Origin of the sequence: uncultured Flavobacterium sp. (assembly GCF_963975515.1) — a bacterium.
Taxonomy (GTDB): domain Bacteria; phylum Bacteroidota; class Bacteroidia; order Flavobacteriales; family Flavobacteriaceae; genus Flavobacterium.
The window spans coordinates 137,819-163,283 of the sequence record NZ_CAXBGY010000004.1 but is presented as its reverse complement, the minus strand read 5'-3'; the positions used below and the strand labels follow the sequence as shown (position 1 = coordinate 163,283).

Annotated in this window: 22 protein-coding genes; 12 read left to right on the top strand and 10 right to left on the bottom strand. The window is 28.8% G+C overall.

Annotation, left to right across the window (positions count from 1 at the left end):
• Positions 1–21: 21 nt before the first annotated feature.
• Genes AAC008_RS07135 through xrtF form a run of 5 tightly spaced genes read right to left on the bottom strand, consistent with a single transcriptional unit; the run spans position 22 to position 3,673 of the window.
• On the bottom strand, positions 22–429 hold the full coding sequence (locus tag AAC008_RS07135; RefSeq protein WP_339888345.1) for a hypothetical protein: 408 nt from the start codon (positions 427–429) through the stop codon (positions 22–24).
• A gap of 45 nt (positions 430–474) precedes the next feature.
• The gene (locus AAC008_RS07130; protein ID WP_339888343.1) at positions 475–1,830 is read right to left on the bottom strand and encodes an MBL fold metallo-hydrolase; all 1,356 of its coding nucleotides are present in this window, start codon (positions 1,828–1,830) and stop codon (positions 475–477) included.
• A gap of 3 nt (positions 1,831–1,833) precedes the next feature.
• Positions 1,834–2,670: a restriction endonuclease gene (locus AAC008_RS07125; RefSeq protein ID WP_339888341.1), complete on the bottom strand. Its 837-nt coding sequence runs from the start codon at positions 2,668–2,670 to the stop codon at positions 1,834–1,836.
• 39 nt (positions 2,671–2,709) lie between these two features.
• Positions 2,710–3,141 (bottom strand): exosortase F system-associated protein, encoded by a 432-nt coding sequence (locus tag AAC008_RS07120; protein WP_339888340.1) that lies wholly within the window; start codon positions 3,139–3,141, stop codon positions 2,710–2,712.
• Positions 3,131–3,673: an exosortase family protein XrtF gene (xrtF, locus tag AAC008_RS07115; RefSeq protein WP_339888338.1), complete on the bottom strand. Its 543-nt coding sequence runs from the start codon at positions 3,671–3,673 to the stop codon at positions 3,131–3,133. Before xrtF ends, AAC008_RS07120 begins: the two co-directional genes overlap by 11 nt.
• A 145-nt stretch (positions 3,674–3,818) precedes the next feature.
• On the opposite strand from xrtF, the gene AAC008_RS07110 reads away from it, so the two are divergent.
• The 12 genes from AAC008_RS07110 (at position 3,819) to AAC008_RS07055 (ending at position 20,809) form a co-directional block, all read left to right on the top strand.
• Positions 3,819–4,274, top strand: a complete 456-nt coding sequence (locus AAC008_RS07110; protein WP_339888337.1) for a GAF domain-containing protein — start codon at positions 3,819–3,821, stop codon at positions 4,272–4,274.
• 113 nt (positions 4,275–4,387) lie between these two features.
• Entirely contained in the window at positions 4,388–4,657 is a 270-nt protein-coding gene (gene rpsO, locus AAC008_RS07105; RefSeq protein WP_026718332.1) for a 30S ribosomal protein S15, read from the top strand.
• Between the two features lie 137 nt (positions 4,658–4,794).
• A complete protein-coding gene (locus tag AAC008_RS07100) occupies positions 4,795–6,948 on the top strand; it encodes a polyribonucleotide nucleotidyltransferase (protein ID WP_339888336.1) in 2,154 nt (717 codons plus the stop codon).
• Positions 6,949–7,095: 147 nt separating this feature from the next.
• Positions 7,096–7,809: a hypothetical protein gene (locus AAC008_RS07095; RefSeq protein ID WP_339888335.1), complete on the top strand. Its 714-nt coding sequence runs from the start codon at positions 7,096–7,098 to the stop codon at positions 7,807–7,809.
• 17 nt (positions 7,810–7,826) lie between these two features.
• The gene (locus AAC008_RS07090) at positions 7,827–10,580 is read left to right on the top strand and encodes a TonB-dependent receptor (protein WP_339888334.1); all 2,754 of its coding nucleotides are present in this window, start codon (positions 7,827–7,829) and stop codon (positions 10,578–10,580) included.
• Between the two features lie 3 nt (positions 10,581–10,583).
• Positions 10,584–11,822, top strand: a complete 1,239-nt coding sequence (locus AAC008_RS07085; RefSeq protein WP_339888333.1) for a DUF4249 domain-containing protein — start codon at positions 10,584–10,586, stop codon at positions 11,820–11,822.
• Positions 11,823–11,832: 10 nt separating this feature from the next.
• Positions 11,833–13,044: a DUF4249 domain-containing protein gene (locus AAC008_RS07080; RefSeq protein ID WP_339888332.1), complete on the top strand. Its 1,212-nt coding sequence runs from the start codon at positions 11,833–11,835 to the stop codon at positions 13,042–13,044.
• 11 nt (positions 13,045–13,055) lie between these two features.
• Positions 13,056–14,276 carry a DUF4249 domain-containing protein gene (locus AAC008_RS07075; protein WP_339888331.1) on the top strand — a complete coding sequence of 407 codons (1,221 nt, stop codon included), beginning with the start codon at positions 13,056–13,058 and terminating at the stop codon, positions 14,274–14,276.
• 10 nt (positions 14,277–14,286) lie between these two features.
• Positions 14,287–15,495, top strand: a complete 1,209-nt coding sequence (locus tag AAC008_RS07070) for a DUF4249 domain-containing protein (protein WP_339888329.1) — start codon at positions 14,287–14,289, stop codon at positions 15,493–15,495.
• An 11-nt stretch (positions 15,496–15,506) separates the two neighbouring features.
• Positions 15,507–16,724 (top strand): DUF4249 domain-containing protein, encoded by a 1,218-nt coding sequence (locus AAC008_RS07065; protein WP_339888328.1) that lies wholly within the window; start codon positions 15,507–15,509, stop codon positions 16,722–16,724.
• 20 nt (positions 16,725–16,744) lie between these two features.
• Positions 16,745–18,445 (top strand): hypothetical protein, encoded by a 1,701-nt coding sequence (locus tag AAC008_RS07060; RefSeq protein WP_339888327.1) that lies wholly within the window; start codon positions 16,745–16,747, stop codon positions 18,443–18,445.
• A gap of 132 nt (positions 18,446–18,577) precedes the next feature.
• Positions 18,578–20,809: an amino acid permease gene (locus AAC008_RS07055; protein WP_339888325.1), complete on the top strand. Its 2,232-nt coding sequence runs from the start codon at positions 18,578–18,580 to the stop codon at positions 20,807–20,809.
• A 79-nt stretch (positions 20,810–20,888) separates the two neighbouring features.
• On the opposite strand, the gene AAC008_RS07050 is transcribed toward AAC008_RS07055, so the two are convergent.
• The 5 genes from AAC008_RS07050 to AAC008_RS07030 all read right to left on the bottom strand — a co-directional run bounded on the left by AAC008_RS07050 (position 20,889) and on the right by AAC008_RS07030 (position 25,366).
• Complete coding sequence (locus AAC008_RS07050) at positions 20,889–21,560, bottom strand: hypothetical protein (protein ID WP_339888324.1); 672 nt, start codon at positions 21,558–21,560, stop codon at positions 20,889–20,891.
• Positions 21,561–21,716: 156 nt separating this feature from the next.
• Positions 21,717–23,645 (bottom strand): hypothetical protein, encoded by a 1,929-nt coding sequence (locus tag AAC008_RS07045; protein ID WP_339888323.1) that lies wholly within the window; start codon positions 23,643–23,645, stop codon positions 21,717–21,719.
• A gap of 15 nt (positions 23,646–23,660) precedes the next feature.
• Positions 23,661–24,017, bottom strand: coding sequence for a hypothetical protein (locus AAC008_RS07040; protein ID WP_339888322.1), 357 nt, complete (start codon positions 24,015–24,017; stop codon positions 23,661–23,663).
• A 6-nt stretch (positions 24,018–24,023) separates the two neighbouring features.
• Positions 24,024–24,440, bottom strand: a complete 417-nt coding sequence (locus tag AAC008_RS07035) for a hypothetical protein (protein WP_339888320.1) — start codon at positions 24,438–24,440, stop codon at positions 24,024–24,026.
• 2 nt (positions 24,441–24,442) lie between these two features.
• Positions 24,443–25,366, bottom strand: coding sequence for a hypothetical protein (locus AAC008_RS07030; RefSeq protein WP_339888319.1), 924 nt, complete (start codon positions 25,364–25,366; stop codon positions 24,443–24,445).
• Positions 25,367–25,465: the final 99 nt, after the last annotated feature.

The following is a 25,465-nucleotide window of genomic DNA, read 5'->3' as shown; positions in this document are numbered from 1 at the left end:
ATTTGATAAAAACATTAAATATTATGCGTATAAAACTAATTGGCAATTTAATTTGTAAATAGGTGGTGCATTGGAATCACAATAAAAAGCAGCAGTTTCTTTTTTAGTGTAAAAAACGTGTCTTTTTAAGAATTCAAATGATGTTTTTTCTTGAAAAGTAATGGATTCGAAACCAATTTTAAAATGTTTAGTAACAAAATTATCTGTTTTCTTTTCAACCTTAATTACTTTATCTGAACAGCAATTATCGTGATTGTTTTCTAATGCACAACAAGATGCAATTTCTTCAATACAAGGCTCTTCAAATGCAGATTTTAATGAAATTGAAGCAATAGTATCTTTACAATAATGCACTGTAAAACTATAACCAATGTTAGCCATAAAGACCACAAAAGCTAATAGCATACTGATATGTTTTTTAAATTTCATTGGCACAAAAATAAGGATTCTAAATCAATTTGACGTTAAAACTTTCTAAATTTCAATGATTTGTTCTAAAAGCGGCACAATACAATCAAAACCATAGGTTTCATTTATCTTAATTCGAAGCTCATCTGCTGCAGCGTTTTCACCATGAATTAGAAAGACTTTTTGTGGTTTATTTTCCAGTTCACTTAACCAATTAATCAAATCTTTTTGATCACCATGAGCAGACAAACCTTCAACCATTATTATGTTTGCATTTACAGGATAATATTTTCCATAGAATTTAATTTCTTTTGAACCTTCTAATAATTTTCTACCTCTTGTTCCTTCAGCTTGATAACCAACCATAAGAACCGTATTTTTTTCTTCTACTATATATCGCTCTAAATAAGAAAGCACTCTTCCACCAGTTATCATGCCACTTGCAGCAATGACTACTTTTGGTTTTTCATTATAAATAGTTTCAATTGTATCTTTATAAGAAGAAATCATGGTAAACATTTTACACATTTCTTCACATTGATGCGGGTTTAATTTATGCCATTTTGTATTTTCCAGAAAAACATCAAGAACGCTAATTCCCATAGGAGTATCAATTACATAAGGCATATCTGGAATACGTTTTTGCTCTTTTAATTGCCAAAGCAAGTACATAATAGTTTGGGCGCGTTCAACAGCAAAACTTGGAATCACAACATTGCCTCCTTTTTGAAAAGTATTGTTTATTATTTGTTCCAACTCGAACATTACATCATTATTAGGATGCAATCTATTTCCATAAGTACTTTCCATAAAAACAAAATCGGCTTTTTTAGGTTTTATTGGTGGGTAAAGCAAGACATCATCATCTTGACCAATATCTCCAGAAAAAACTAAGACCTTATCTTCAATATGCAATTCTATGGAACAAGCTCCTATAATATGACTTGCGTAAAAGAATTTAAAATAGATTGTATCCGTCAATTTAATTTCTAAATCTTTGTCCACAACTCTAAAAAACGGAATTACTTTTTCTGCATCTTCTACGGTATATAAAGGTTTAGCAGGATTGTGTTTTGAATAATTTTCTTTATTGGCTCTTTCTGCTTCTTCTTCCTGAATTTTTGCACTGTCTAAAAGAATTAATTGAGAAATTTGTTTGGTAGGGCTTGTACAAAATATTTTACCTTGAAAACCATCCTTTACTAATTTTGGCAACCAACCACAATGATCTAAATGACCGTGGGTTAACAATACAAAATCAATCGTTGAAGGCAATATCGACAAAGGTTGCCAATTTAATTCGCGTAAGGGTTTTAACCCTTGAAACAAGCCACAATCAATTAGAATACGGATTTCATTGTATTCAACCACAAATTTTGAACCTGTTACTGTTACTGCAGCACCTAAAAAATAAATTTTCATCTTTTAATGTTTGAGAATATTACACAATTGATTGGTTTCTTTTAATACATTTTTAATTCGATTTTCGCTTAATCCAATTTTAACTAACCATTCTTTATTTGCCAATAATTCTTTTGCTGTAATAATATTTTGAGTTAATAGTTTGTCTTTTTCAGAAAGCGTTAAAGTTGTTAAAGCAGTAACTGGATATATATGATAAGAATCAATCTTGTTTTTTAAACTATTACCCGAAGGATAATTCCAACTTAATAATTCCATATGCGAACAAGTAGCAAATTGAATTGCATCTTCTGTAAATCGGTTATTGGTAATAATTCTACATTTTGATATTTTATTGTTTTTATTAAATAAAGTGTATTCTTTAACCGCTAAATCATTAAACCTTGATAAAATATACATGGGAACTTTTACATCTGTTTTTGCGTCTTGACTACTGTGAAATTTGCATTCTACCATACTGATTTCTTCGTCTTTTTTTAACAAAACATCTAGTTCGTGAGAAACACATTTTCCGTCTAAAGTCAGATTGGTCATGGTTTCAAAACCTTCCAATTGAAAAAGTTTTGCTACAAATTTTTCAAAATAAAATCCAGCTGGGCCAAGAGCCATAATTGCGCTTCTTAAATTATATTTTGCCGCATGAACATTATCTATTTTCTTCAACAATTGAAAAGCCATTTTATAGATTTTCTTTGTTGGAATTCCGTCATACAACTGTTTTTCGATTGTTTCTAGAACACGATTGACATCAGCTTCACAAGCACCTGATTTAAATAAAGATTTTTTGAGTTTATCTTTTTCAAATGTAACAACTTCACCAGAATACTTAGTAACTTTCATAACACCCAATTTTACACTTAAAGGTAGTGAAAAAAAATGTTATTCGGCTTTTTTCTGAAAGTAAAATGCAGGAATTAAAAGCAATATCAAAACAGGCTGAATTAAAAATCGTCTTACATAAAACAATAGCAAATAATCAGGCTTATCTGATCCAAAAACTAAAAATGAAAACACTGTTATTAATACAACAAACAATATCAAATACAAAAACGATGCAATTTTGACATGCATTTTGTTTTGAAAAAGCAGATAAATAATACTTATGGAAAGTAATGTATTGGCTAAATATCTTAAAAAAAGATTCAATAGCAATTTGAAACTATCAAAATTCGGCAACGATTTATTTTGATAATCTGATTTAAAAAATTGTAAAAAAGGATCATAAAACAACTTATCTTCAAAAAACCTGATGCAAATGATCAAGAATAAAGCAACAAAAATTCCAATATATCTAATGATTTTATTTTGCATATTTAGAGAATTTTGTAACCCAAATTATCCATAAAATAAAAACTACTCCATAAATAAATAAAGGAAATATTGTTCCATGCAAAAATTCTTGATAATCAGGATAATAATAAATAGCCCAAACCAACAAACCAATTCGAATTATATTTAAAACGTAGACCAAAATAGCTCCAATAAAAATATACAGAGATGTTTTAACCCAACTTGAAGCAAAAGCAAAAATAAAAGCAGCAAATAAAATAATTACACTAATTGCATTACAACCTTCTATAATTCTGGCAACATATTTTCCGTTATAAATTACTTTCATTGAAGATTCTGATTTATTAGGAATCACATAATAATCTTCCTTAAAAAAGCGCATTAAATATGTCGTATGATCTGAAACCATTTTTGTAATCGAATCCAATTCAAAGCTAGATACATCAAACTGATTTAGAAATTGATTATAAATAAAAGCAAAAACGAAATAGAACAAAACGAACTTTACTAAAAAAGTAAAAAAAGGTTTGTATTGAATAAAAATTTCTTTCAAGGCTATTTTTTTTCAAAAATATACATTTTAATTGAATGTAAGTAACTTTTAAAACATTCAATACAACTATAAAATATAGTTAAAATAAAATCAATTAGTTTTTTGATGTGAATTCTATTAAATACTTTTGTAAAAAAAATAGAAAATGAACTTTGAAGATTTAAAACCATCAATTTCAGAAATTGTTAAAAATGAAGTTTTAACTAGAGATGAAAAATTAAAAAACATTTGTCAATACTTACAAGACAACATATCCTATTATAATTGGGTTGGATTCTATTTTGCTAATCATGAAACTAAAACATTACATCTTGGAGCTTATGTTGGAGCTGAAACAGATCATACAGTAATTCCTTTTGGAAAAGGAATCTGTGGACAAGTGGCTGAATCAAATGCTAATTTTGTTGTTCCAGATGTAGCTGCTCAAGACAATTATATTGCTTGTAGTTTTACAGTGAAATCTGAAATTGTTGTTCCATTATTTGTAGACGGAAAAAACATTGGTCAAATTGACATTGACTCACATGTTATTGACCCTTTTACTGAAGCAGACGAACGCTTTTTAGAGTTTGTGAATGAGCAAGTTGCAAATTTATTTTAACTTAGTAAAAATAATTCACAATTCATAATCCACAATTCACAATTATTCTTATCTTTGCACCCGAATTACTACCATATAATTCATACATAATAATCATTTAAAGTAATATTAGCATGTACTTAACTAAAGAAGTAAAAGCAGAAATCTTCGCTAAACACGGAGGAAAAGCAGAAAATACAGGATCTGCAGAAGGACAAATCGCGTTATTCACACACAGAATTTCACATTTAACGGAACACTTGAAAAAAAATCGTCATGATTATAACACAGAGCGTTCATTAGTTCTTTTGGTAGGAAAAAGAAGAAGTCTTCTTGATTACTTAATTAAGAAAGACATTTTGAGATATCGTGAGATAATCAAAGAATTAAACATCAGAAAATAAATTATACTAGGGGCTTTGTGCCCCTTTTATTTTACGTTTTATAGTAGAAAAAGTTCAGTTTTTTCATTGGGTTTCAAACAACTACACACACAACTACAACACAACTAACCCTTTGTTTAATTAAGAATTAAAAAATTATGATTCCACAATTATTTGTAGAAACTATCGATTTAGGTGATGGAAGAAACATCACAATCGAGACAGGACGTTTAGCTAAACAAGCAGATGGTTCTGTAGTCATTAGAATTGGAAAAACTGTTATTTTAGGTACAGTTGTTTCTTCTAGAAAAGCAAGCCCAGGCATTGACTTTTTACCTTTAACAGTAGATTATCGTGAGAAATTTGCTGCTGCAGGTCGTTTTCCTGGAGGTTTCTTTAAAAGAGAAGCAAGACCAAGTGATAGCGAAGTATTAACAATGAGATTAGTTGACCGTGTTTTACGTCCACTTTTCCCAGATGATTATCATGCAGAAGTGCAAGTTATGATTCAGTTAATGTCTTACGATGAAGACGTTATGCCAGATGCATTAGCAGGTTTAGCAGCATCAGCAGCTCTTGCTTTATCTGACATTCCTTTTGAAACTTTAATTTCTGAAGCTAGAGTTGGTAGAATTGATGGTAAATTCATCATCAATCCAAGTCGTGCACAATTAGAATTATCAGATATTGATATGATGATTGGAGCTTCTATGGATTCTATCGCAATGGTAGAAGGAGAAATGAAAGAAATTTCAGAAGCTGAAATGCTTGAAGCAATTAAATTTGCTCATGAGCACATCAAAAATCAAATTTCTGCTCAACTACGTTTACAAGCTGCTTTTGGTAAAAAAGAAGTTCGTACATACGAAGGAGAAAGAGAAGACGAAGCTATTTACGCTAAAGTAAAAGAAGCTTCTTATGATAAAATCTATGCCATTGCAAGTAAAGGTTCTGCAAAACAAGAACGTACAGCTGCATTTGAAGAGGTTAAAGAAGAAGTTAAAGCTTTATTTACAGAAGAAGAATTGGCAGAAAATGGAGATTTAGTTTCTAAATACTTCAAAAAAACCAATAAAGAAGCTGTTCGTAACGTAACTTTAGATTTAGGAACACGTTTAGACGGAAGAAAAACTACAGAAATCAGAGATATTTGGTGTGAAGTAGATTACTTACCTTCTGTTCATGGTTCTGCTTTGTTTACACGTGGAGAAACTCAAGCTTTGGCAACAGCAACTTTAGGAACTTCTAGAGAAGCAAACCAAATTGATTCACCTTCACAACAAGGAGAAGAAAAATTCTATTTACATTATAACTTCCCTCCTTTCTCAACTGGAGAAGCTAGACCTTTAAGAGGAACATCTAGAAGAGAAGTTGGTCACGGAAATTTAGCACAACGTGCTTTAAAAAATATGATTCCTGCTGATTGTCCTTATACAATTCGTGTTGTTTCTGAAGTTTTAGAATCTAACGGTTCTTCTTCTATGGCAACAGTTTGTGCTGGAACATTGTCATTAATGGATGCTGGAGTTCAAATGATTCGTCCTGTTTCTGGTATTGCAATGGGATTAATTACTGACGGAGATCGTTATGCTGTTTTATCTGATATTTTAGGTGATGAAGATCATTTAGGAGATATGGATTTCAAAGTAACTGGAACTTCTGAAGGAATTACAGCTTGTCAAATGGATATAAAAATTGACGGTTTAAAATACGAGATTATGGAAGCTGCATTAGCTCAAGCTCGTGACGGACGTTTACATATCTTAGGGAAATTAACTGAAACATTAGCTCAACCAAGAGTAGATGTGAAAGAGCATTCTCCAAAAATTATTACAAGAAGAATTCCTAATGCATTTATTGGTGCTTTAATTGGACCTGGTGGAAAAGTGATTCAAGAATTACAAAAAACTACTGGTTGTACAATTGTTATCAATGAAGACCCACTTACTGAAGAAGGAATTGTTGAAATTTTAGGAACTGATCCAGCTGGAATTGCTGCGGTTATGGCTAAAATTGATTCAATCATTTTTAAACCAACAGTTGGTGAAGCTTATGAAGTAAAAGTAATTAAAATGTTAGATTTTGGAGCTGTAGTAGAATATACTGACGCACCAGGAAACGAAGTTTTATTACACGTATCTGAATTAGCTTGGGAAAGAACAGAAAACGTTACTGATGTAGTAAACATGGGTGATGTATTTATGGTAAAATACTTCGGTGTTGATCCAAAAACAAGAAAAGAAAAAGTTTCAAGAAAGGCTCTTTTACCTAGACCTCCTAGAGAAGAAAGACCGATCGAGAAAAAAGAATAATCTTAAAAAAGGTTATTTTTAATACTAAATTTCATAAAAAATTCCGTTTTAATTATTTTAAAACGGAATTTTTGCGTTTTCGGTAAAATCTTACACAAAATGTTTTTAATGTAATTATTTTTAATACTTTTATAAAAAGTTAATTTCATGAAATCTATACAATTAGTCCTTTTATTTAGTAGTTTATTCTTTACCTCTTTTTTTTGCTTGTTTGCACAAGAAAATGACAGCTACTTAACAACATATGACAGTATTATTGGTAAAGAAAACTTAGCAATAACAAATGGCTTATTTCACTATAACAACTACAGAGTAAACAATAATAAAGATATTTACTACAGTAGTGAAAAATATGTTACTGGTTCTTTAAATTACTTAGGACAAGTGTATCATAATTTATCATTAAAATATGATGCCTTCAATGACGAAATAGTTTTTAGATCTTCAGGGAATTCGGAAAAAACTGGAATAAACTTAATCAAATCAAATGTAAATTCATTTAAAATTAAGGAATTAAATTTTGTTAATTTAGATAAAGTAGATTCCGAAAAAAATGAATTTATAAAAGGATTTTATGAAGAAAAAATAAAAAACAACACCTTATCATTTTACATAAAACATTCCAAAAGCAAAAGAGAAGTATTTATAGGTAAAAGTATTTTTGTGGAATTTAGTGATGAAACTGATTTTGTTTTATACAAAGACAAAAAATTCAACCAAATATCATCCAAAAAAAGTATTGTTAATGCATTTCCTGATAAAAAGAAAATCATTAATGAGTATTACAAAAATAATTCAGAATTAAAAAAGAAAGATAAAATCTTGTTCTTTACTAATTTACTTCAAAATATTAGCCAATAATTTTTTATTAAAAAAACATGAAAAAAATATTCATTCTTTTCTTTTTCGTTCTGTCTCAAGTTGTTTTTTCGCAAATAGAAAATCCAACTTTTTCCGTTGAGTTTAAAGATTCTAAAATCTCTGATGTAATTAAATATATTGAATCAGAAACAAATTATAAATTTTTCTACAACGATGTCTGGATTACTGAAGGCAATATAACTATCTCCAAAATTTATACTAATGCTAGTTTAGATGAAATCATAAATGATTCATTTAGAGAAACTAATCTAAATTACTTCATTGATAATACTAAAATCATCCTTACAAAAAACAGTATTATTTATGACAAGATTCCTGAAACTATAATAACAACAACTACGGTAAAAACTGAAACAATTAACAACAACAATGACCCCGTTTTTTATCAACAATATCAAAACAAAAAAAATAGTTCTATTGTACTAATTGGTAAAGAATCTAAAAACAGTTCTCAAAGTTCGTATATATTATCTGGAATAATAAAAAACGAAAAAACAGGAGAACCCGTTTCTAACATTGTTGTAAGAACTTCCGATAAATTAAAAAATGCCGTTACCGATGATAATGGAAAATACACCATTAGTGTTCCTGCTGGTTTGAATGAAATAGAAGTTGTTTCGTTAAACTATTTAGGTGAATTCAAAAAAGTAATGATGTATAATCATGGAAAATTAAACTTTTCTGTGACAGAAAAAATCAACCAACTTGATGAAATTGTACTTACCGGAAAAGAAAAACAAAACATCAATAGTGTAACTAGTGGAGTTACAACCATTACATCAGAAGAAATTAAAAGTGTTCCAATGGTTCTTGGCGAAAGAGACATATTAAAAGTAGCAACAATAATTCCTGGAATTAAAAGTGTTGGAGAAGGCTCATCAGGATTTAATGTTCGTGGAGGAAAAGAAGATCAAAACTTATTTTTATTAGACGATACCGTTTTGTATAATCCAGCTCACTTTTTTGGTTTTTTCTCATCTATAAATGCTTACACTATAAAAAGTGCTGATATTTATAAAGGAAGTATTCCTTCTCAATTTGGAGGTAGATTATCTTCTGTATTTGACATTTCAACAAAAAATGGAAATTTAGAAAAACTAACTGGAGAAGGTGGAATTGGCCCAGTAACATCCAACATAACTGTAAGTACACCAATAGTTAAAAACAAATCTAGCTTATTACTTGGAGGAAGAGCTACCTATTCAGGTTGGATTTTACGCACATTAAAAGATTCACAATTACAGAACAGTAAAGCCTCTTTTTATGATGGAATTGCAAAATACAACCATATAATAAATGATAAAAACGAACTTGAAACCACTCTTTATTATAGTGATGATGAATTTAGTATATCATCTGATTCAATTTATCATTACAATAACACATTAGCGACTGTTAAATGGAAACATAAAGTAAATGATAAAACAAATTTTACAGCAAATCTTTCAAATAGCCAGTATAAATTCAACATCGATTATGATAATGGTTTATCTAACTCTTTTAAATATGGGTATAAAATTAATGATTCACAATTGCAATTAAAGTTCAACACTAACTTTAGTGAAACACATAAGTTTAATTATGGAATTTCGACCAAGCATTATAAACTAGATCCAGGAGAAATTAGACCCTTAGGTGAACAATCTTTAATAATATCCAAAAGAGTTGATAGAGAAAAAGGATTAGAATCTGGTATTTTTATTAATGATCAAATTAAGGTTAATGACAGATTTACTGTTAATGTTGGAGCAAGATATTCTTATTTTGTATCTTTAGGAGAATCGAATCAAAATGTTTATGAAGCTGGTCTTCCAATTAGCGAAGCTACTTTAGTAGAAACAAAGACTTTTAAAAATAACGAAGTTATAAAAACTTATGGAGGATTTGAGCCTCGTATTTCTGCTCGTTTTAAACTTTCAGAAGACATGGCAATAAAAGGTGGTTATGATAAAACTTTTCAATATTTACACCTTTTATCAAGTAACACAACACAATCTCCTTTAGATACATGGAAAACTTCTGATTTAAATGTCAAACCTCAATCAGCATCACAATATTCATTAGGATTCTATAAAAACTTTAAAGAAAACATTTATGAAGTAAGTGTTGAAGGGTATTATAAAAAGTTAAATAACATTCTTGACTATAAAGTTGGTGCAGAATTAGTGCTAAACAGCAATGTAGAAACAGAGTTATTACAAGGAGAAGGAAAGGCTTATGGTATAGAATTTTTACTTAAAAAACAATCTGGAAGGCTAAACGGGTGGATTGGTTATACGTATTCTAGAACTTTTATAAAACTAGACGGCCAATTCAATGAGCAAAAAGTAAACAATGGTGAATTCTTTGCTGCTAACTACGACAAGCCTCATGATTTTAGTGCCATTTTAAACTATAGATTTACTAAAAGATACAGTTTTTCTGCTAATTTTATTTATCAAACAGGTAGACCAATTACATATCCTGTAGGATCTTATCAATATGGCAATGCAAATTACACCTTATATAGTGATCGAAATAAATTTAGAATTCCAGATTATTATAGAATGGATATTGGTTTAAATATTGAAGGAAATCATAAATTAAAAAAACTAGCTCATAGTTTTTGGAACATATCTATTTACAATGTTCTAGGAAGAAACAACCCTTATTCTGTGTTTTTTGTAACAGATGAAGGAAAAATTAAAGCTTATAAGACATCTATATTCGCTATTCCAATTCCGACTATTACTTATAATTTTAAATTTTAAGAAGTGAAAAAAAATATAGCTTTCATGACAATAAGTCTTCTTACAATTTTAACAAGTTGTACAGATCCTTATGCTTTTCAAAATGATAGTTTTGAAGATGTACTTGTAATAGAAGCAACTGTTACAAACGAATTAAAAAAACAAGAAATTAAAGTAACTAGAACTTTTCAATTAGAAGAAAAAGATCCAATTTTTGAAAAAAATGCAACAGTTTTTATAACAGATGATTTAGGAAACCAATTTAATTTTGAAGAGCAAAACGGAAAATATATTTCTCAAAATGAATTTCAAGCAATACCTATAAGACAATATCAACTTTTTGTAAATACAAGCAACGGAAAAGAATATCAATCTACAATTGAAGAATTACCTTCAATTTCAAATCAAGTAGAATTAAATGCAAGTGCAACTAATTTATTTGGAGTTGATGGTGTAGAAATAACAGCTAATAGCTTTGATCCAACAAATAGTTCAAAATATTATAGATTTGAATATGAAGAAACTTATAAAATAGTATCTCCATATTGGACAAGTGACAGCTTAAATTTATCATACAATCCTACAAATTTTATTGTATCTACTTGGATAACCCAAAAAAGCTACAATAGTAAAGTTTGTTATAACACCGAATATTCAAACGAAATATTACTTGCTAATACAACAGCTATTTCAGAAGATAAAATAACTGATTTTCCAGTTAGATTTATTCCTCAGAACAACTCAATAATTGCTCACCGATATAGTATTTTAGTAAAGCAATATGTCCAAAATTTAGAAGCACATACATTTTACAGTAAATTAAAAGAATTATCAAATACAAATACCAATATATTATCCCCAAAACAACAAGGTTTTGTTGAAGGAAACATGAATAATAGAACAGATAATTCCGAAAAAGTAATCGGTTTTTTTGATGTATCTTCAGTTTCTAAAAAAAGAATATTCTTTAACTATAATGACTTTTTTGAAGGAGAATCTGAAAACAATTATCCCTTTAAGTGTATACCAAAAGGATATAGTGAATACCTTGAAGTTGTAGATTGCAATAGAAACCCTCCATACAAAGATATACCACCATATTGCGAATATGGAAAATATGCATTATATCTAGAATTAGTTACTTATAAATCAGGAATATATGCAGGTTATGATGGAGATACAGCCTCATTTTTAACCACTTTTCCCATTTGTGGGGAATGCAATAGATTATGGTCAACAGAAGTGCCTTCTTTTTGGCAATAAAATTTAAGTTATGAAAAAAATACTATCAATATTAGTAGTTATTATTGCTATAACAAGTTGTACAGAACCTTATGCGCTTCAATCAAGTACTTTTGAAGACGCTATTGTTATTGAAGCAACAATTACAAATGAGCTTAAGAAACAAGAAATAAAAATAAGCAGAACCTTTAGGCTAGAAGAAAAAGAACCTCAAACCGAAGCTAATGCTACTGTTTATGTTACTGATGATTTAGGCAATCAATATAATTTTAATGAAACAAATGGTAAATACATTTCGGAATTCGAATTTCAAGCAATGCCAAATAGACAATACCAACTTTTTGTGAATACTAGTAACGGAAAACAATATTCTTCAACAAGAGAGGAACTTACAACAGTTAATAATTTGACTTCTATTGAAGCAACAGCTAAAAATAAATTTGGGGTTAATGGCATTGATATAACAGCAAATAGCTTTGACCCAACAGGAACTTCAAAATACTATAGATATGAATATGAAGAAACACATCGTTTTACTGTTCCTCAATGGGTTCCAGACAGCATAACTGTTTATGGAAATGCAGAATACTGGGATTTAAATGGACATATTACTTATGCTTTTAATATAGTAGACCGAACTGGTGAATCTAAAAATTGTTTTAAAACTACTAAATCCACTGAAATTATTTTAAACAATACAACGTCTTATGCAGAAGATAGAATAAGTGATTATTCCATTCGTTTCATTAGTCAAGACGATTTTATTATTGCTGACAGATATAGTATTTTGGTAAAACAATATATACATAACATTAACTCATATTCATATTATAAAGTATTGAGAGACATTTCTGGCTCTGGTTCTGTTTTATCACCAAGTCAACCTGGGTTTATTTACGGAAACATAAAAAACACTAGTGATAATAACGAAAAAGTGATTGGTTATTTTGACGTATCTACTGTTTCTGAAAAAAGAATATTCTTCAATTTTGGTGATTTATTTCCTAATACGGAAGTACCTGATTTTCCATATGAATGTGTTGAAACAGTTTATGACACAACATTATTTAGAGGACCAACCGGTTTTCCTGTATTTGGACTAACCGATTTTGCAACTAAAATTAGAACAAAAAAAATACTGAGATACAAAACAACCTCTCAACCCAATGTAAGTACATTTAGTTCCGAATGTAGTGATTGTAGAGTAACAGGAAGTAATATTATTCCAAGTTTTTGGCAATGATAAATTAACAAATGAAAAAAATAATCTTTTTATTAACATTAATTATTGTGACAATTAGTTGCACAGAACCTTATGGCTTTCAAAATAATAATTTTGAAGATGTATTGGTTATTGAAGCTACTATAACAAATGAATTAAGAAAACAGGAAATTAAAATAACAAGAACATTTCAATTAGAAGAGAAAGTAGCTTCTTTTGAAACTAATGCTACTGTATATATAACTGATGATTTAGGCAATCAATATAATTTTGAAGAAGAAAACGGAAAATACATTTCTCAATTTGAATTTCAAGCAATACCAGAAAGACAATACCAACTTTTTGTAAATACCAGTAATGGTAAACAATATAGTTCAACTAGAGAAAAACTTACTACACATTCTCCAATAACAGAAATAAATGCTAATCGAGTAAACTCATTTGGAGTTGAAGGAATTGAAATAACAACTAATTCTTTTGATCCTACAAAAACGTCCAATTATTATCGTTTTGAATATGAAGAAACCTATAAAATTGTTACTCCTTATTGGACATCTGATAGTTTAAATTTTAATTACAACACTACTACATTTGATGTTGCTATTACTACTACAACAAAAAGTTATGATAGTTCTATTTGTTATAATACTGTGAATTCTAATGAAATTCTGCTTAAAAACAACACGGCAGTTTCTGAAGATAGAATTGAAAATTTTTTGGTCCGATTTATTCCTCAAAAAAATACAATAATTGCACATCGCTACAGCATTTTAGTTAAACAATATATTCAAAACTTAGAAGCCTATACTTTTTACAAAACATTAAAAGATTTATCTTCATCAGGTAGTGTTTTATCACCAAATCAACCCGGATTTATAAATGGTAATATTAAAAACAAGGACAACAATGCTGAAAGAGTAATTGGTTTTTTTGATGTCTCAACTGTTTCAAGCAAAAGATTATTTTTTAATTATAATGATTTTTTTGATGGTGAAGCAGAACCAAACTATCCTTTTGACTGTCCAGTTGAAAAGTATTATGCTTTTTACCCAGTTGTAGACTGCGAAAAAACACCTCCTCCAAAAACTACACCACCATATTGTAGATGGGGAAAATATGCTTTATTTAAAGACTATCAGTATAATTTACAAATTTATTTTGAATTTTTAGACGGCAATTATTTAACAACAAGACCAATTTGCGGAGAATGCAATCGATTATGGTCAACAGAAGTTCCCGATTTTTGGGAATAAATATGAAATTATGAAAAAAATAGTATTACTATTACTAGTTATTACAGCTGTAAGTTGCACAGAACCTTATGCCCTTCAAACAAATACTTTTGAGAATGCAATTGTTATTGAAGCAACTATTACTAACGAACTAAAAAAACAAGAAATAAAAATAAGTAGAACTTTTCAATTAGAAGAAAAAGAACCTCAACCTGAAACAAATGCAACCGTTTACATTACTGATGATTTAGGAAATCAATACAACTTTAATGAAACAGATGGCAAATACATTTCTCAGTTTGAATTTCAAGCAATGTCTGAAAGACAATACCAGCTTTTTGTAAATACAAGCAACGGAAAACAATATACTTCAACTAGAGAAAAGCTTACTACTATAAATAACTTAACTTCTGTAGAAGCAACTGTTAAAAACAAGTTTGGTGTAAATGGAGTAGATATAACGGCTAATAGTTTTGACCCAACAGGAACTTCAAAATATTACAGATATGAATATGAAGAAACTTATAAAACAATCGCTCCTTTTTGGGCTCCAGATAGTTTACAAATTTTTGGTAATGCTGAAGAGTGGAATTTAGCACTTGGTCATATTGAATATGCTTTTACTCAACACCAAAGAGTTGGAGAATCAAAAACTTGCTACAAAACTGAAGTTTCAAATGATATTATTTTAGAAAACACAACTTTAACAGGAGAAGACAAAATTAAAGATTACTCTATTCGTTTTATAAGTCAAGACAATTATAACATTGCCAATAGATACAGCATTAAAGTTAGGCAATATATTCAAAGCCTAGCATCCTATACATACTATAAAACATTAAAAGATATTTCTGCTTCTGGCAATGTATTATCTCCAAGTCAGCCAGGATTTATAAATGGCAATATTTCATCAGTTGAAAACAAAAATGAAAAAGTAATTGGTTTTTTTGATATTTCCTCTGTGTCTGAAAAAAGAATATTTTTCAATTATAACGATTTATTCCCAGGTGAACCTGAGCCACCTTATTTTTATGATTGTGAAATTTCAACTTATGATAGGACTAAGAAGAAAACGGTCGGCGAAACTCCTTTTGATGGTTTAACATATTTGGTAATAAATACAAGAAGTGGTAAGTTAATATTATACGAAAGAGAAGATCCAATATTTAAAATGGTTCCTCCTCAATGTGGCGATTGTAGAACAGTTGGATCAAATGTAATTCCGGATTTTTGGCAATAAGAATTTAACAAATGAAAAAAGTAACACTTATAGTAACTTTATTTATTGTGACAATTAGTTGCACAGAACCTTATGCCCTTCAATCAAATACTTTTGAAGATATACTTGTCATTGAAGCAACTATTACAAACGAACTAAAAAAACAAGAAATAAAAATAAGTAGAACGTTTCAGTTAGAAGAAAAAGAACCTCAAATTGAAAAAAACGCAACGGTTTTTATAACAGATAATTTAGGAAATCAATACAATTTTAATGAAATAAATGATAAATACATTTCTGAATTTGAATTTCAAGCAATGTCTGAAAGACAATATCAGCTTTTTGTAAATACAAGCAACGGTAAACAATATACTTCTACAAGAGAAAAATTAACAACAGAGAACAACTTAACTTCAATAGAAGCATCTGTAAAAAATAAATTTGGTGTTAGAGGTGTTGACATAACTGCAAATAGTTTTGACCCAACTAATTCATCAAAATATTACAGATATGAGTATGAGGAAACATATAGATTTACTGTACCCTTTTGGGCACCTGATAGTTTACAAATATTTGGAAATGCTGAATATGACGATCCTTCCAAAGGAAAAATAAAATATGCTTTAACGCAACACCAAAGAAATGGAGCGTCTAAAACTTGTTTTAAAACAGATAAAAACAATCAAATAATACTATCAAACACAACGTCTCTAATAGAAGATAGGATAAAGGACGAATCAATTCGATTTATTAGTTATAATAATTTCATCATTGCAGATAGATATACAATTTTAATAAAACAATACATACAAAACTTAGCTTCACACACTTATTATAAAACTTTAAAAAAGTTATCTGAAACTGATAATGTTTTATCACCTAACCAACCAGGGTTTATAAATGGTAACCTTAGTGCTGTTGAAAATAAAAATGAGAAAGTAATTGGTTTTTTTGATGTATCAACAGTGTCTGAAAAAAGAATTTTCTTTAATTATCAAGACATCTTTCCAGAAGAGTTAGAGCCACCATATTTCTATAAATGTGATATTTTAGATTACGATAGCAAACTACTTAAAGATCCTGCATTAAGCATCACACCTCCTTTTGGTTTGACAAATTTAGTAATAACCTCAAGGCAAGGAAATTTAATCTTATATGAAAGAATTGCAAACATTTACAGAATGGTTCCTCCCGAATGTGGAGATTGCAGATCAATTGGGTCAAACATTCCACCAATCTTTTGGCAATAAAAAAATAAAAAAAACAATAAATGAAAAAAATAATTCTTTTTGCTTTAGTTTCAATGTGTTCAATAAATAGTTGGGCTCAAACTAATATAAATTCAAGAGATGTAAAAACTTTTGATTCTTCTGTTAATGAATCTATTTATTTGCATATAAATAATCCAACTATACTAGTTGGTGAGTCTATATTCTACAAGCTATATTGTTTAAATTCTATTAATCATACCTATAGCACAATAAGCAAAATTGCTTACGTAGAAATTTTTGACACAGACGGAACCAGTATTTCTAAACAAAAACTCCTTTTAAAAGATGGTGTTGCTCAAGGTGATATTTTCATCCCAACTTCTGCAAATTCTGGAGCCTACAAACTAATTGGATACACAAATTGGATGATGAATTTTTCAAAGTCTAATATGTTTGAAACTGATATTACTATCATAAATCCATTTCAAAGCAAGATTCTAATTCCTCAATTTAGCACTACCCCATTGGTTAAAAATGAAGATGGACTTCAAATCAATTTGAATAAGAAAAATTATAATTTAAGAGAAGAAGTAAAACTTTCAATAAACACAATTATTAAAAAAACAAATAAAGGAAATTATTCTTTATCCGTTAGAAAAGTGAATGACTCTACTGAGAACGAATCAATTAGTTCCGTAAAATTTTTATCTAATTTAAAAAATACTAAAAGTTTAAATCAAAATGTTACTTCTTTACCAGAAGTAAGAGGTGAAGTAATTTCGGGAAAAATAACTTCAGTTGACGCTAATAATACTATCGAAAACAAAACCATCTCATTATCAATTCCTGGAAAATCATTTGAATTCAAATTAACAAACACAAATAAAAAAGGAGAGTTTATATTTATTTTAGATGAATTACCAAACAAAGCAAACGCTACGCTACAAGTTGTTGATGACGCTAGAAAAAACTATACAATTGAAGTAACAAATCGTGCTATTAATTTTTCGAAATTCCAATTTCAACCTATACAGGAAGTTTCAACTGAATTAAAAAAAATAATAGAAAAAAGATCAATAGCGAATCAAATTGAAAATGCTTATTTTTCTATTAAAAAAGACACTATAAAAGACCAACCAAGCAATAAACCCTTTTATTTTCCTCTTGAAAAAACAATTTCTTTAGATGATTACACTAGATTTTCTACTTTAAAAGAAACAATCATTGAAATACTTCCTAATACATTTTTTAAAGAAAAAGATGGTGTTTATACCATAAACTTAAGAGATAAACTATCAAATGGTGTTGATAGTGGATATACTTTAGTTTTAATCGACGGTCTATTAATTCAAAATGTAAAGGAGTTGTTTGAATATAACACTAAAAACATAGACAAAGTTGAATACATTACTGAAAAATATGTTTATGGCTCAAAGATTTATAATGGTCTTATTAATTTTATAACCAAAGAATTTGACTACGAATTAAAGGAAACAGGTGATTTTATTTTAAAAACCGAAATACAAAGACCTTTAACCACAAAGTATTATTACAAACAAAATTATTCAGATGTTTCAAAATTTGAAAGAATTCCAGATTATAGATATCAATTACTTTGGAATCCAACTATTGACTTAGAAAATGAAAAAGAAATATCTTTTTTTACATCTGATATAAAAGGGAAGTTTGAAATTTCAATTGAAGGTTTTTCAGCTGATGGGAAACCCGTTTCGAGTAAAGAATATTTCGAAGTAAAATAAAAATTTATTCAACAATAAAAAAGTCAATTTCAAAAAAACAGAAATTGACTTTTTTATTTTATTTTAATTACTTTTATCAAAATAGTGACATTCGAGTAAAATCGTGTCCTATTAAAGCATATAAATCTTACTATGGAAAAAAACTTACAAAGCTTAAAAGCTAATTTTGGAACATTACCGGTTTTTTTAACAGCAATATCTACCATTCTTGGAGCAGTAATGTTCTTGCGTTTTGGTTATGCCGTTGGAGAAGTTGGTTTTGCAGGTACTTTGTTAATTATACTAGTGGCTCACATGGTAACCATTCCAACAGCAATGGCTTTGGCAGAAATTGCAACCAACCAAAAAGTGGAAGGTGGTGGAGAATATTTCATTATTTCACGTTCATTTGGTGTAAATATTGGTGCTTCTATAGGAATTGCCTTATATCTTTCTCAAGCTATTAGTGTAGCCTTTTATATTATTGCCTTTGCAGAATCTTTTGAAGCTATTAAGCCATGGGTATTGTCCGAATTTGGTTATGAAATTTATGACAATCGAATCTTCAGTGTTCCTGCATTAATCTTATTAATTGGACTAATGGTTACAAAAGGTGCTGATTTAGGAATGAAAGCCCTTTATGTAGTTGTAGCCATTTTATTCGTATCCTTAGTGATGTTCTTTTTTGGAACAACAGATTATGCTTCAACCTATGATAGTTCTATGTTGTTTAAAAATGTAGATTCAAAAATTGGAATATTTGCAGTTTTTGCAATTATTTTTCCAGCTTTTACAGGAATGACAGCAGGTGTTGGATTATCTGGTGATTTAAAAGATCCAAAAAAATCTATTCCTATGGGAACTTTAGCCGCTACCTTAATTGGAATGGTTATTTATGTTTTTATTGCTTTAAAACTTTCTTATTCAGCTTCACCTGCCGATTTGGTAAATGATCAATTGGTAATGAGTAAGATTGCACTTTGGGGACCAATTATTCCTTTAGGATTAGCTGCAGCAACGATTTCGTCTGCATTAGGATCATTCATGGTTGCACCAAGAACTTTACAAGCCATAGGGAGTGATGATGTTTTTCCAAGAGATTCTGTAAACAAATGGGTCGCCAAAGGAACTCCAAATAAAAACGAACCAAGAAACGCTACTATATTAACCAGTGTAATTGCATTAGTTTTTGTAATGATGGGTGATGTAAATGCTGTTGCCGAAGTTATTTCGATGTTTTTTATGGTAACTTATGGTTCACTATGTTTAATCTCATTTATGCAACATTTTGCAGCTGACCCAGCTTATCGTCCTTCGTTTAAATCGAAATGGTATTTGTCTTTGATGGGTGCAATTTTATGTGTTTATCTAATGTTTAAAATCAACACTGTTTATGCTTTTGCATCTATTTTATTGATGGTTGGAATTTACTTCTATATCACACAAAAAAATGAATCAAAAAAAGGAATGGCTAATATATTTCAGGGTGTGATTCATCAATTTAGTAGAAACTTACAAGTGTTTTTACAAAAAACAGACAAAGAAAAATCAGATGATTATTGGCGTCCAGGTGTTTTATGTTTATCTAAAGATTCTTTTGAACGATTAACTGCCTTTGAAATGATGAAATGGATTTCTGATCGATATGGATTTGGAACTTACATTCATTATGAAAAAGATTATTTTTCTAAACATTCTAAAGAAGTGGCTGATGAAAAATTAGAGAAATTAATCAAAATAGCGAACAATACTAATTCAAATGTGTTTTTAGAAACTATAATTTCTCCATCAAATACAAATGCTATAGTACAAGCTATTCAACAACCTGGAATTTCGGGTCATTCGAATAACATGATGATGTTCGAATTTAAAAAAGGAACAACGGAATGGTTAGAAGATGTGCTTGATAATTACAAATTGGTTCAAAGTGCCAATTATGATTTATGTATTTTGGCTAGTTCTGATAAAGGATTTGGATACAAAAACGAAATTCATGTTTGGATTAAGAAGGAAGATTATGAAAATGCCAATTTAATGATATTACTTTCTTACATAATTTTAGGTCACAAAGACTGGAAAGGTGCAGAAATTAAAATATTTGCAGCCGTAAACAAAGAAAATATTGACGAAGAAAAAGCAAACTTAATAGAATTAACTTCTTCAGGAAGATTACCAATTTCCTCTAAAAACATTATTGTTATTCCAATTGATGAAACAATAGACAAAATTGAATTGATTAATGAAACTTCAAAATATGCAGATTTAACTATTCTAGGTTTTCACGAAAGTTCTATTAAATCAAAAGGAATTGAGACTTTTAATTTATATGACAAACTAGGAACAATATTATTTGTAAATACTTTAAAAGGAAAACAAATTAAGTAACAAATCAGTTAATTATTTAATGGAAATAAAAAGAGCCTCATTCGTTAAAATGAGGCTTTTTTATGAAGTAAAATTACGATTATTCTTCTTCGTCTTCTGTTAATAAACAATCTCCTTCAAATTCTGAAGCCATTAATTCTTCTTTATCCAACCAATATTCAGAAGTTATAAATGTAAAGTTAGTAGCATCTTTTTTGTTTAATTCCCATAAAATATCTTCAGCTTGTTCAAAGGATTCTTCCGTTGTCATTTGGTCTGAAAACAATCTTTTAATTACATTTCTGTCTGAAATTCCGTTGTTAAACGATTTTAAAACGATCTCTTTTGTAATTTCACCATCAAAACTATCTAAAGAAGTAATTGAAAAATCTACAACTGTTGCTTTACAGTTTAAGAACTTTCCGTTGTAAGCTTTAAATAACAACTGATTAACGCTATATAAATGATAATGCAAATCTATTTCTGGATATTCTTCACACACTTTATCAATCAACATATCATTTGATATTTGTGCAATTTGTCCTTCATTTAAATTTTCAGAAAGTTTATAGGCTAAAACAATTTCTGCAGCTTCATTAGGCTCAAAATCTGCAATTGCCATAAAAAGCATTTCTCTCAAATTTTCAGGCTTGATTGTGTTTGCATCAGGAAAACTGAATAATTCTAAAAGATTTACATAATCTTGATTCGTCCAGTAATTCTCTATTTCTTCAACAGTTGTTGCTTTATTTAATACTATTTTAAATTTCATTTTTTTTTATTTTATTTAAGGATTTTTATTCTTCAAATTTATGAGAATATAACGATTTATATTTAATTTAAAAACCGCAGTTTGCAAAATTAACACAGAATTAACTGCGGAAATTTTATAAAATGCGGTGAAATAAAATTAAACTTTGAAGTAATTCTATTTATTATTTTTAATTGAATCTTTTACAATTGTTGCTTTTTGAATGGTTTTATCAGCTTTTACAGTATTACTTTTAATAATTTCCGTAGTAATGTTACCAGTTTCTGTATCAAGAGTTACTTTTCTAGTTATCTTAACAGGTTCTGTGCTTGGTTTTTCAATTGCTGTCTTTTTAGTTGCCGAAGTATTTTTTTCTTGCAACTTTTTTTCTAAGACTTCTATTCTTTTGTTCAATAACTCTATTTCATTAGAACTACTTTTTTCTTTTGAAACTGGATCAGTTTTATCTAAAATTTTATCAATAAGCATTTCTAATTCTGCTGGAGACATTTTTATTAACTCTTTAGGCTGACTTGCATCAACTTTAGTAGCTTTGACTTCTTTTATAATTACTTTTTGAACTTCTAAAGTGTCTTTCGATTTAGGAACTATTACAGTTTCATTAGTAACTTTAGCAATATTTTCTACTTTTTTAACTTCTTCAATTGCGTTAGTTGTTTCTTTTTTTTGTTTTAAAACTTCAACAGCTTTTGCAACATCATTATTCGTTTTTGCAATTTCTAATTCTGTTTGTAAAGAATCTAATTTAGTTTGATAACCTTCTTTTAATTCGGTTAACAATTTATCATTTTCCTCTTTTTGAAGAGCAGATTTTTCAGTATATTTTTTTTGACTTTCTTCATCTTGTATTAATAAAGCATCATCAACTTGATCGTTATAAACATCATTCGGGTTTTTAGATTTTTTACCAAAAGTCAATTTTAAACCTGCATTATACATAATATGAGTTTGTAATTTATCTGGAGAAGACAAATCTTCTACATTACTACCAGAAGTAACCATTCCTCTTGCACCACCAGTAATCAAAATGTGCTTACTTAATGGAATATTTAATCCTAAACCAGCAGAAGCAAATTCCTGACTATCAAAGTTGGATCCGTTTTTTCCTTCATAACCTTTAAGTGTATTTAAATAACCACCACCTAAAATTAAATAAGGTGTAACACCATTTCCATCATTTAATCTTGCTCTAAATTCTAATCCATACATAGAAAATCTATCTAAGTTAGTTGAGATTTGATCATCTTGAGTAGGTCTAAAGAAAAAGGCTCTAACACCAGTATATTGATTAAAATCTAAACCAGCGTAACCACCAATTAAATAAGTGTCTCTAAAGTTAGATTTATCATCAAAAGTAATATAGTTTACACTTGGTTCAAAAATTATTTGCAACCCTTTAAAACCACCTTTAAACTTGTTAAGGTAAGCTTTGTCTAGTTCTGTTAACGTTCCCGGTTTTCTTCCACCTAAGTAAAACTGTAAACCAGCATTTGCTGACCAATTATACAATCTTTCCGTTGAAAAATCACTGTCAGAAACTCCTAAAGCAGTTTTATTTGCTTCAGTTAATAAATTTTTTCCCGAATTAAAGTTAAAAGCGGTGTTTTTACCTTCTAGTGTAAATACAATTCTATCGGTTATCTTGGTCTTTATTCCAATGGCTGCATTAGCATAAATTTGATCAAAATCTGTATTGTTATCTAATTCAATATTTTGAATTCCAGTTCCAATTGTTATATATGGACTTAGTCTTCCTGTTCCAATATTAGCTTTAATTTCTCCACCCCAGCGTGTTAATTTTAAGTCTTGTGAAACAAACATGTCTTCAGAGAAACCTGCAATTCCAAAATCATTAAAATTGGTTTTCAAATTTAAGGATTGAGCGTAAATGGCTCTTAATTCAATATATTCACCAAAGCCAAAACCAAGCTTTCCTCCTACTAAAGCTCCATCATTTAATCCCGATTTGTTGTCCCAGAAAGTGTAATCTGCAAAAGGAGATAAAGTAAAGCTTATGTCTTTTACTTGTGAATTTGCAAGATTGCAAAAGAGTAATAAATAGAGTACGGTTATCTTGGTTTTCATTTTTGTTTTATTTAATTATTTTGTAATTACTTCTGTTGAATCTTCAACTGTAGTCTCAATAGGAGCTTCAACATTCGAAGCCTTTAATTGATTAGCAAATTTTAAATTATTTATTTCAATGTTTTTTTCTAAAATTGTCTTTTGGTCTGTTAACTTCTGAACAGCATTTAGATTTGTGATTTCTCTGTTCTTATCTAAAAAATAAAAAGACAACACAAAAAGCAATCCTACTACTTGAAGTAAAATTAACGGCATGAAAGAAACGATTGCAAATCCAAAATCAACATCAACTACAGAATTAAATAATTCCATATTAAGAATATACAAAAACACATTAATTATTAAATATAATAGTAAAAGTAAATTTCTCATGATTGTTTAGTTTAATTTTTTGATTTTTTTCTCAATAGCAATTAACACTTTTTCATTCGACTTATATTCATTAACCACATCTTCAACAGATTTATTTGTTAAAAATGCTTTATGTAAGTTTCCGCTTTTAATATAATGACTCAATGTAATTGCACCAAACTCTGATACAATTTCTGTTTGTCTTGCTTCAATTCTTTTTTGCTCTTTTTGCAAAGAAACTTTATCTGAATATTGGTGAATTTTTTCGTTAGCTTCTTCCACTAATTCTGCACTTGCAACATAAACTTTTGCTGAATTATCTTTTATTTTTTCTGTTACTAAAGTCGCTCCTTCTTTTACATTTTCTGTAACATTTTCGAAGAAATTCTTAAGTGTATCTAAAGTTGATGTGCTTTTTTTGCTAGTATCTTTTTTTGCTGCCATGATTATTTGTTTGTTTTATTATTTTTTTTTCTTTTTCCTAACACGTATAAAACATAAAAAACAAGAGAAATAATTCCTACAGCAATTAAAGCAAATAGAAGTCTGTTTTTTGTTTTACTATCATTTTCTGCAGCGATTTGTGTTTCTAAATCTGTAGCTTCTTTAGTTGCTATATCATCATTTAAACCGACTACTGTTGTATTAATATCTGCTACTTTTGAAGACAACTCTGAAATTTGTTTATCTATAGCATCAATTTTTGAAGTAATAACACTCTCTTCCTCTTTAGCATATTCGCTAAAAATTTCTTGAGCATTATAATTTTCTCTAATTTTAGCACTTAAAAAACTTCTTTTATCAACAATGGAAACAATTTGTTCTTCTACATCTGCAACGTTTCTGTTTAGGTTTTTAACTTTTTTGGTTTCAGTTCCTATTTTCCCATTAATACCTGCTAATAAAGAATCAACTTTTACAAAGTCTTTTGGTGCAGCACCTTTGTCATATAATGCTTTTCTTTGAGCATCATAAACAACTTTTTCTTGGTTTAAAAGTTCAACTTTTTTTAAGGCTAATTCAGTCTCTTTCTTTTGCAAAGCAACTTGCTCTTCAAAATTTTCTTTTTGACCTTTAAGTTCATTTAATTTTGTATTTACACCTTCTATACCTTTATCAATTTTTGAATCATTGATTCTTGACATAGATTCTTTAGTGCTTTTTAACACACTTTGTAACGAATCTTTTTTTCTTGACAAATCAATTATATGAGCTTTTAATTCTTCTTGTTGTTCTAAAGTCAGCTGTAACTCATAATCTGGAGCAACAGTAACAGTTTCAGCGGCTTTTGTTTCTAAAGAAGAATTTCCTTTTTTATCACAAGCTATTTGTGTTAGAACCACAAAAAGCACTATTAAAATTTTTTTCATTTGATTATATTATTATAGTTATTTATATTAGGACACAACAAAATAGAATAAGTCACATATTATTTTAACAAAAGTGACTTTTATCTATTTATTGTGTCT

Bases quoted from the DNA above. Each gene is read 5' to 3' on its own strand.
- AAC008_RS07035 (WP_339888320.1), bottom strand. From the start codon at position 24,440: ATGGCAGCAAAAAAAGATACTAGCAAAAAAAGCACATCAACTTTAGAT.
- AAC008_RS07080 (WP_339888332.1), top strand. From the start codon at position 11,833: ATGAAAAAAATACTATCAATATTAGTAGTTATTATTGCTATAACAAGT.
- AAC008_RS07045 (WP_339888323.1), bottom strand. From the start codon at position 23,645: ATGAAAACCAAGATAACCGTACTCTATTTATTACTCTTTTGCAATCTT.
- AAC008_RS07095 (WP_339888335.1), top strand. From the start codon at position 7,096: ATGAAATCTATACAATTAGTCCTTTTATTTAGTAGTTTATTCTTTACC.
- AAC008_RS07065 (WP_339888328.1), top strand. From the start codon at position 15,507: ATGAAAAAAGTAACACTTATAGTAACTTTATTTATTGTGACAATTAGT.
- rpsO (WP_026718332.1), top strand. From the start codon at position 4,388: ATGTACTTAACTAAAGAAGTAAAAGCAGAAATCTTCGCTAAACACGGA.
- AAC008_RS07120 (WP_339888340.1), bottom strand. From the start codon at position 3,141: ATGCAAAATAAAATCATTAGATATATTGGAATTTTTGTTGCTTTATTC.
- AAC008_RS07110 (WP_339888337.1), top strand. From the start codon at position 3,819: ATGAACTTTGAAGATTTAAAACCATCAATTTCAGAAATTGTTAAAAAT.
- AAC008_RS07135 (WP_339888345.1), bottom strand. From the start codon at position 429: ATGAAATTTAAAAAACATATCAGTATGCTATTAGCTTTTGTGGTCTTT.
- AAC008_RS07050 (WP_339888324.1), bottom strand. From the start codon at position 21,560: ATGAAATTTAAAATAGTATTAAATAAAGCAACAACTGTTGAAGAAATA.
- AAC008_RS07060 (WP_339888327.1), top strand. From the start codon at position 16,745: ATGAAAAAAATAATTCTTTTTGCTTTAGTTTCAATGTGTTCAATAAAT.
- AAC008_RS07090 (WP_339888334.1), top strand. From the start codon at position 7,827: ATGAAAAAAATATTCATTCTTTTCTTTTTCGTTCTGTCTCAAGTTGTT.
- AAC008_RS07075 (WP_339888331.1), top strand. From the start codon at position 13,056: ATGAAAAAAATAATCTTTTTATTAACATTAATTATTGTGACAATTAGT.
- AAC008_RS07130 (WP_339888343.1), bottom strand. From the start codon at position 1,830: ATGAAAATTTATTTTTTAGGTGCTGCAGTAACAGTAACAGGTTCAAAA.
- AAC008_RS07100 (WP_339888336.1), top strand. From the start codon at position 4,795: ATGATTCCACAATTATTTGTAGAAACTATCGATTTAGGTGATGGAAGA.
- AAC008_RS07070 (WP_339888329.1), top strand. From the start codon at position 14,287: ATGAAAAAAATAGTATTACTATTACTAGTTATTACAGCTGTAAGTTGC.
- AAC008_RS07125 (WP_339888341.1), bottom strand. From the start codon at position 2,670: ATGAAAGTTACTAAGTATTCTGGTGAAGTTGTTACATTTGAAAAAGAT.
- AAC008_RS07040 (WP_339888322.1), bottom strand. From the start codon at position 24,017: ATGAGAAATTTACTTTTACTATTATATTTAATAATTAATGTGTTTTTG.
- AAC008_RS07030 (WP_339888319.1), bottom strand. From the start codon at position 25,366: ATGAAAAAAATTTTAATAGTGCTTTTTGTGGTTCTAACACAAATAGCT.
- AAC008_RS07055 (WP_339888325.1), top strand. From the start codon at position 18,578: ATGGAAAAAAACTTACAAAGCTTAAAAGCTAATTTTGGAACATTACCG.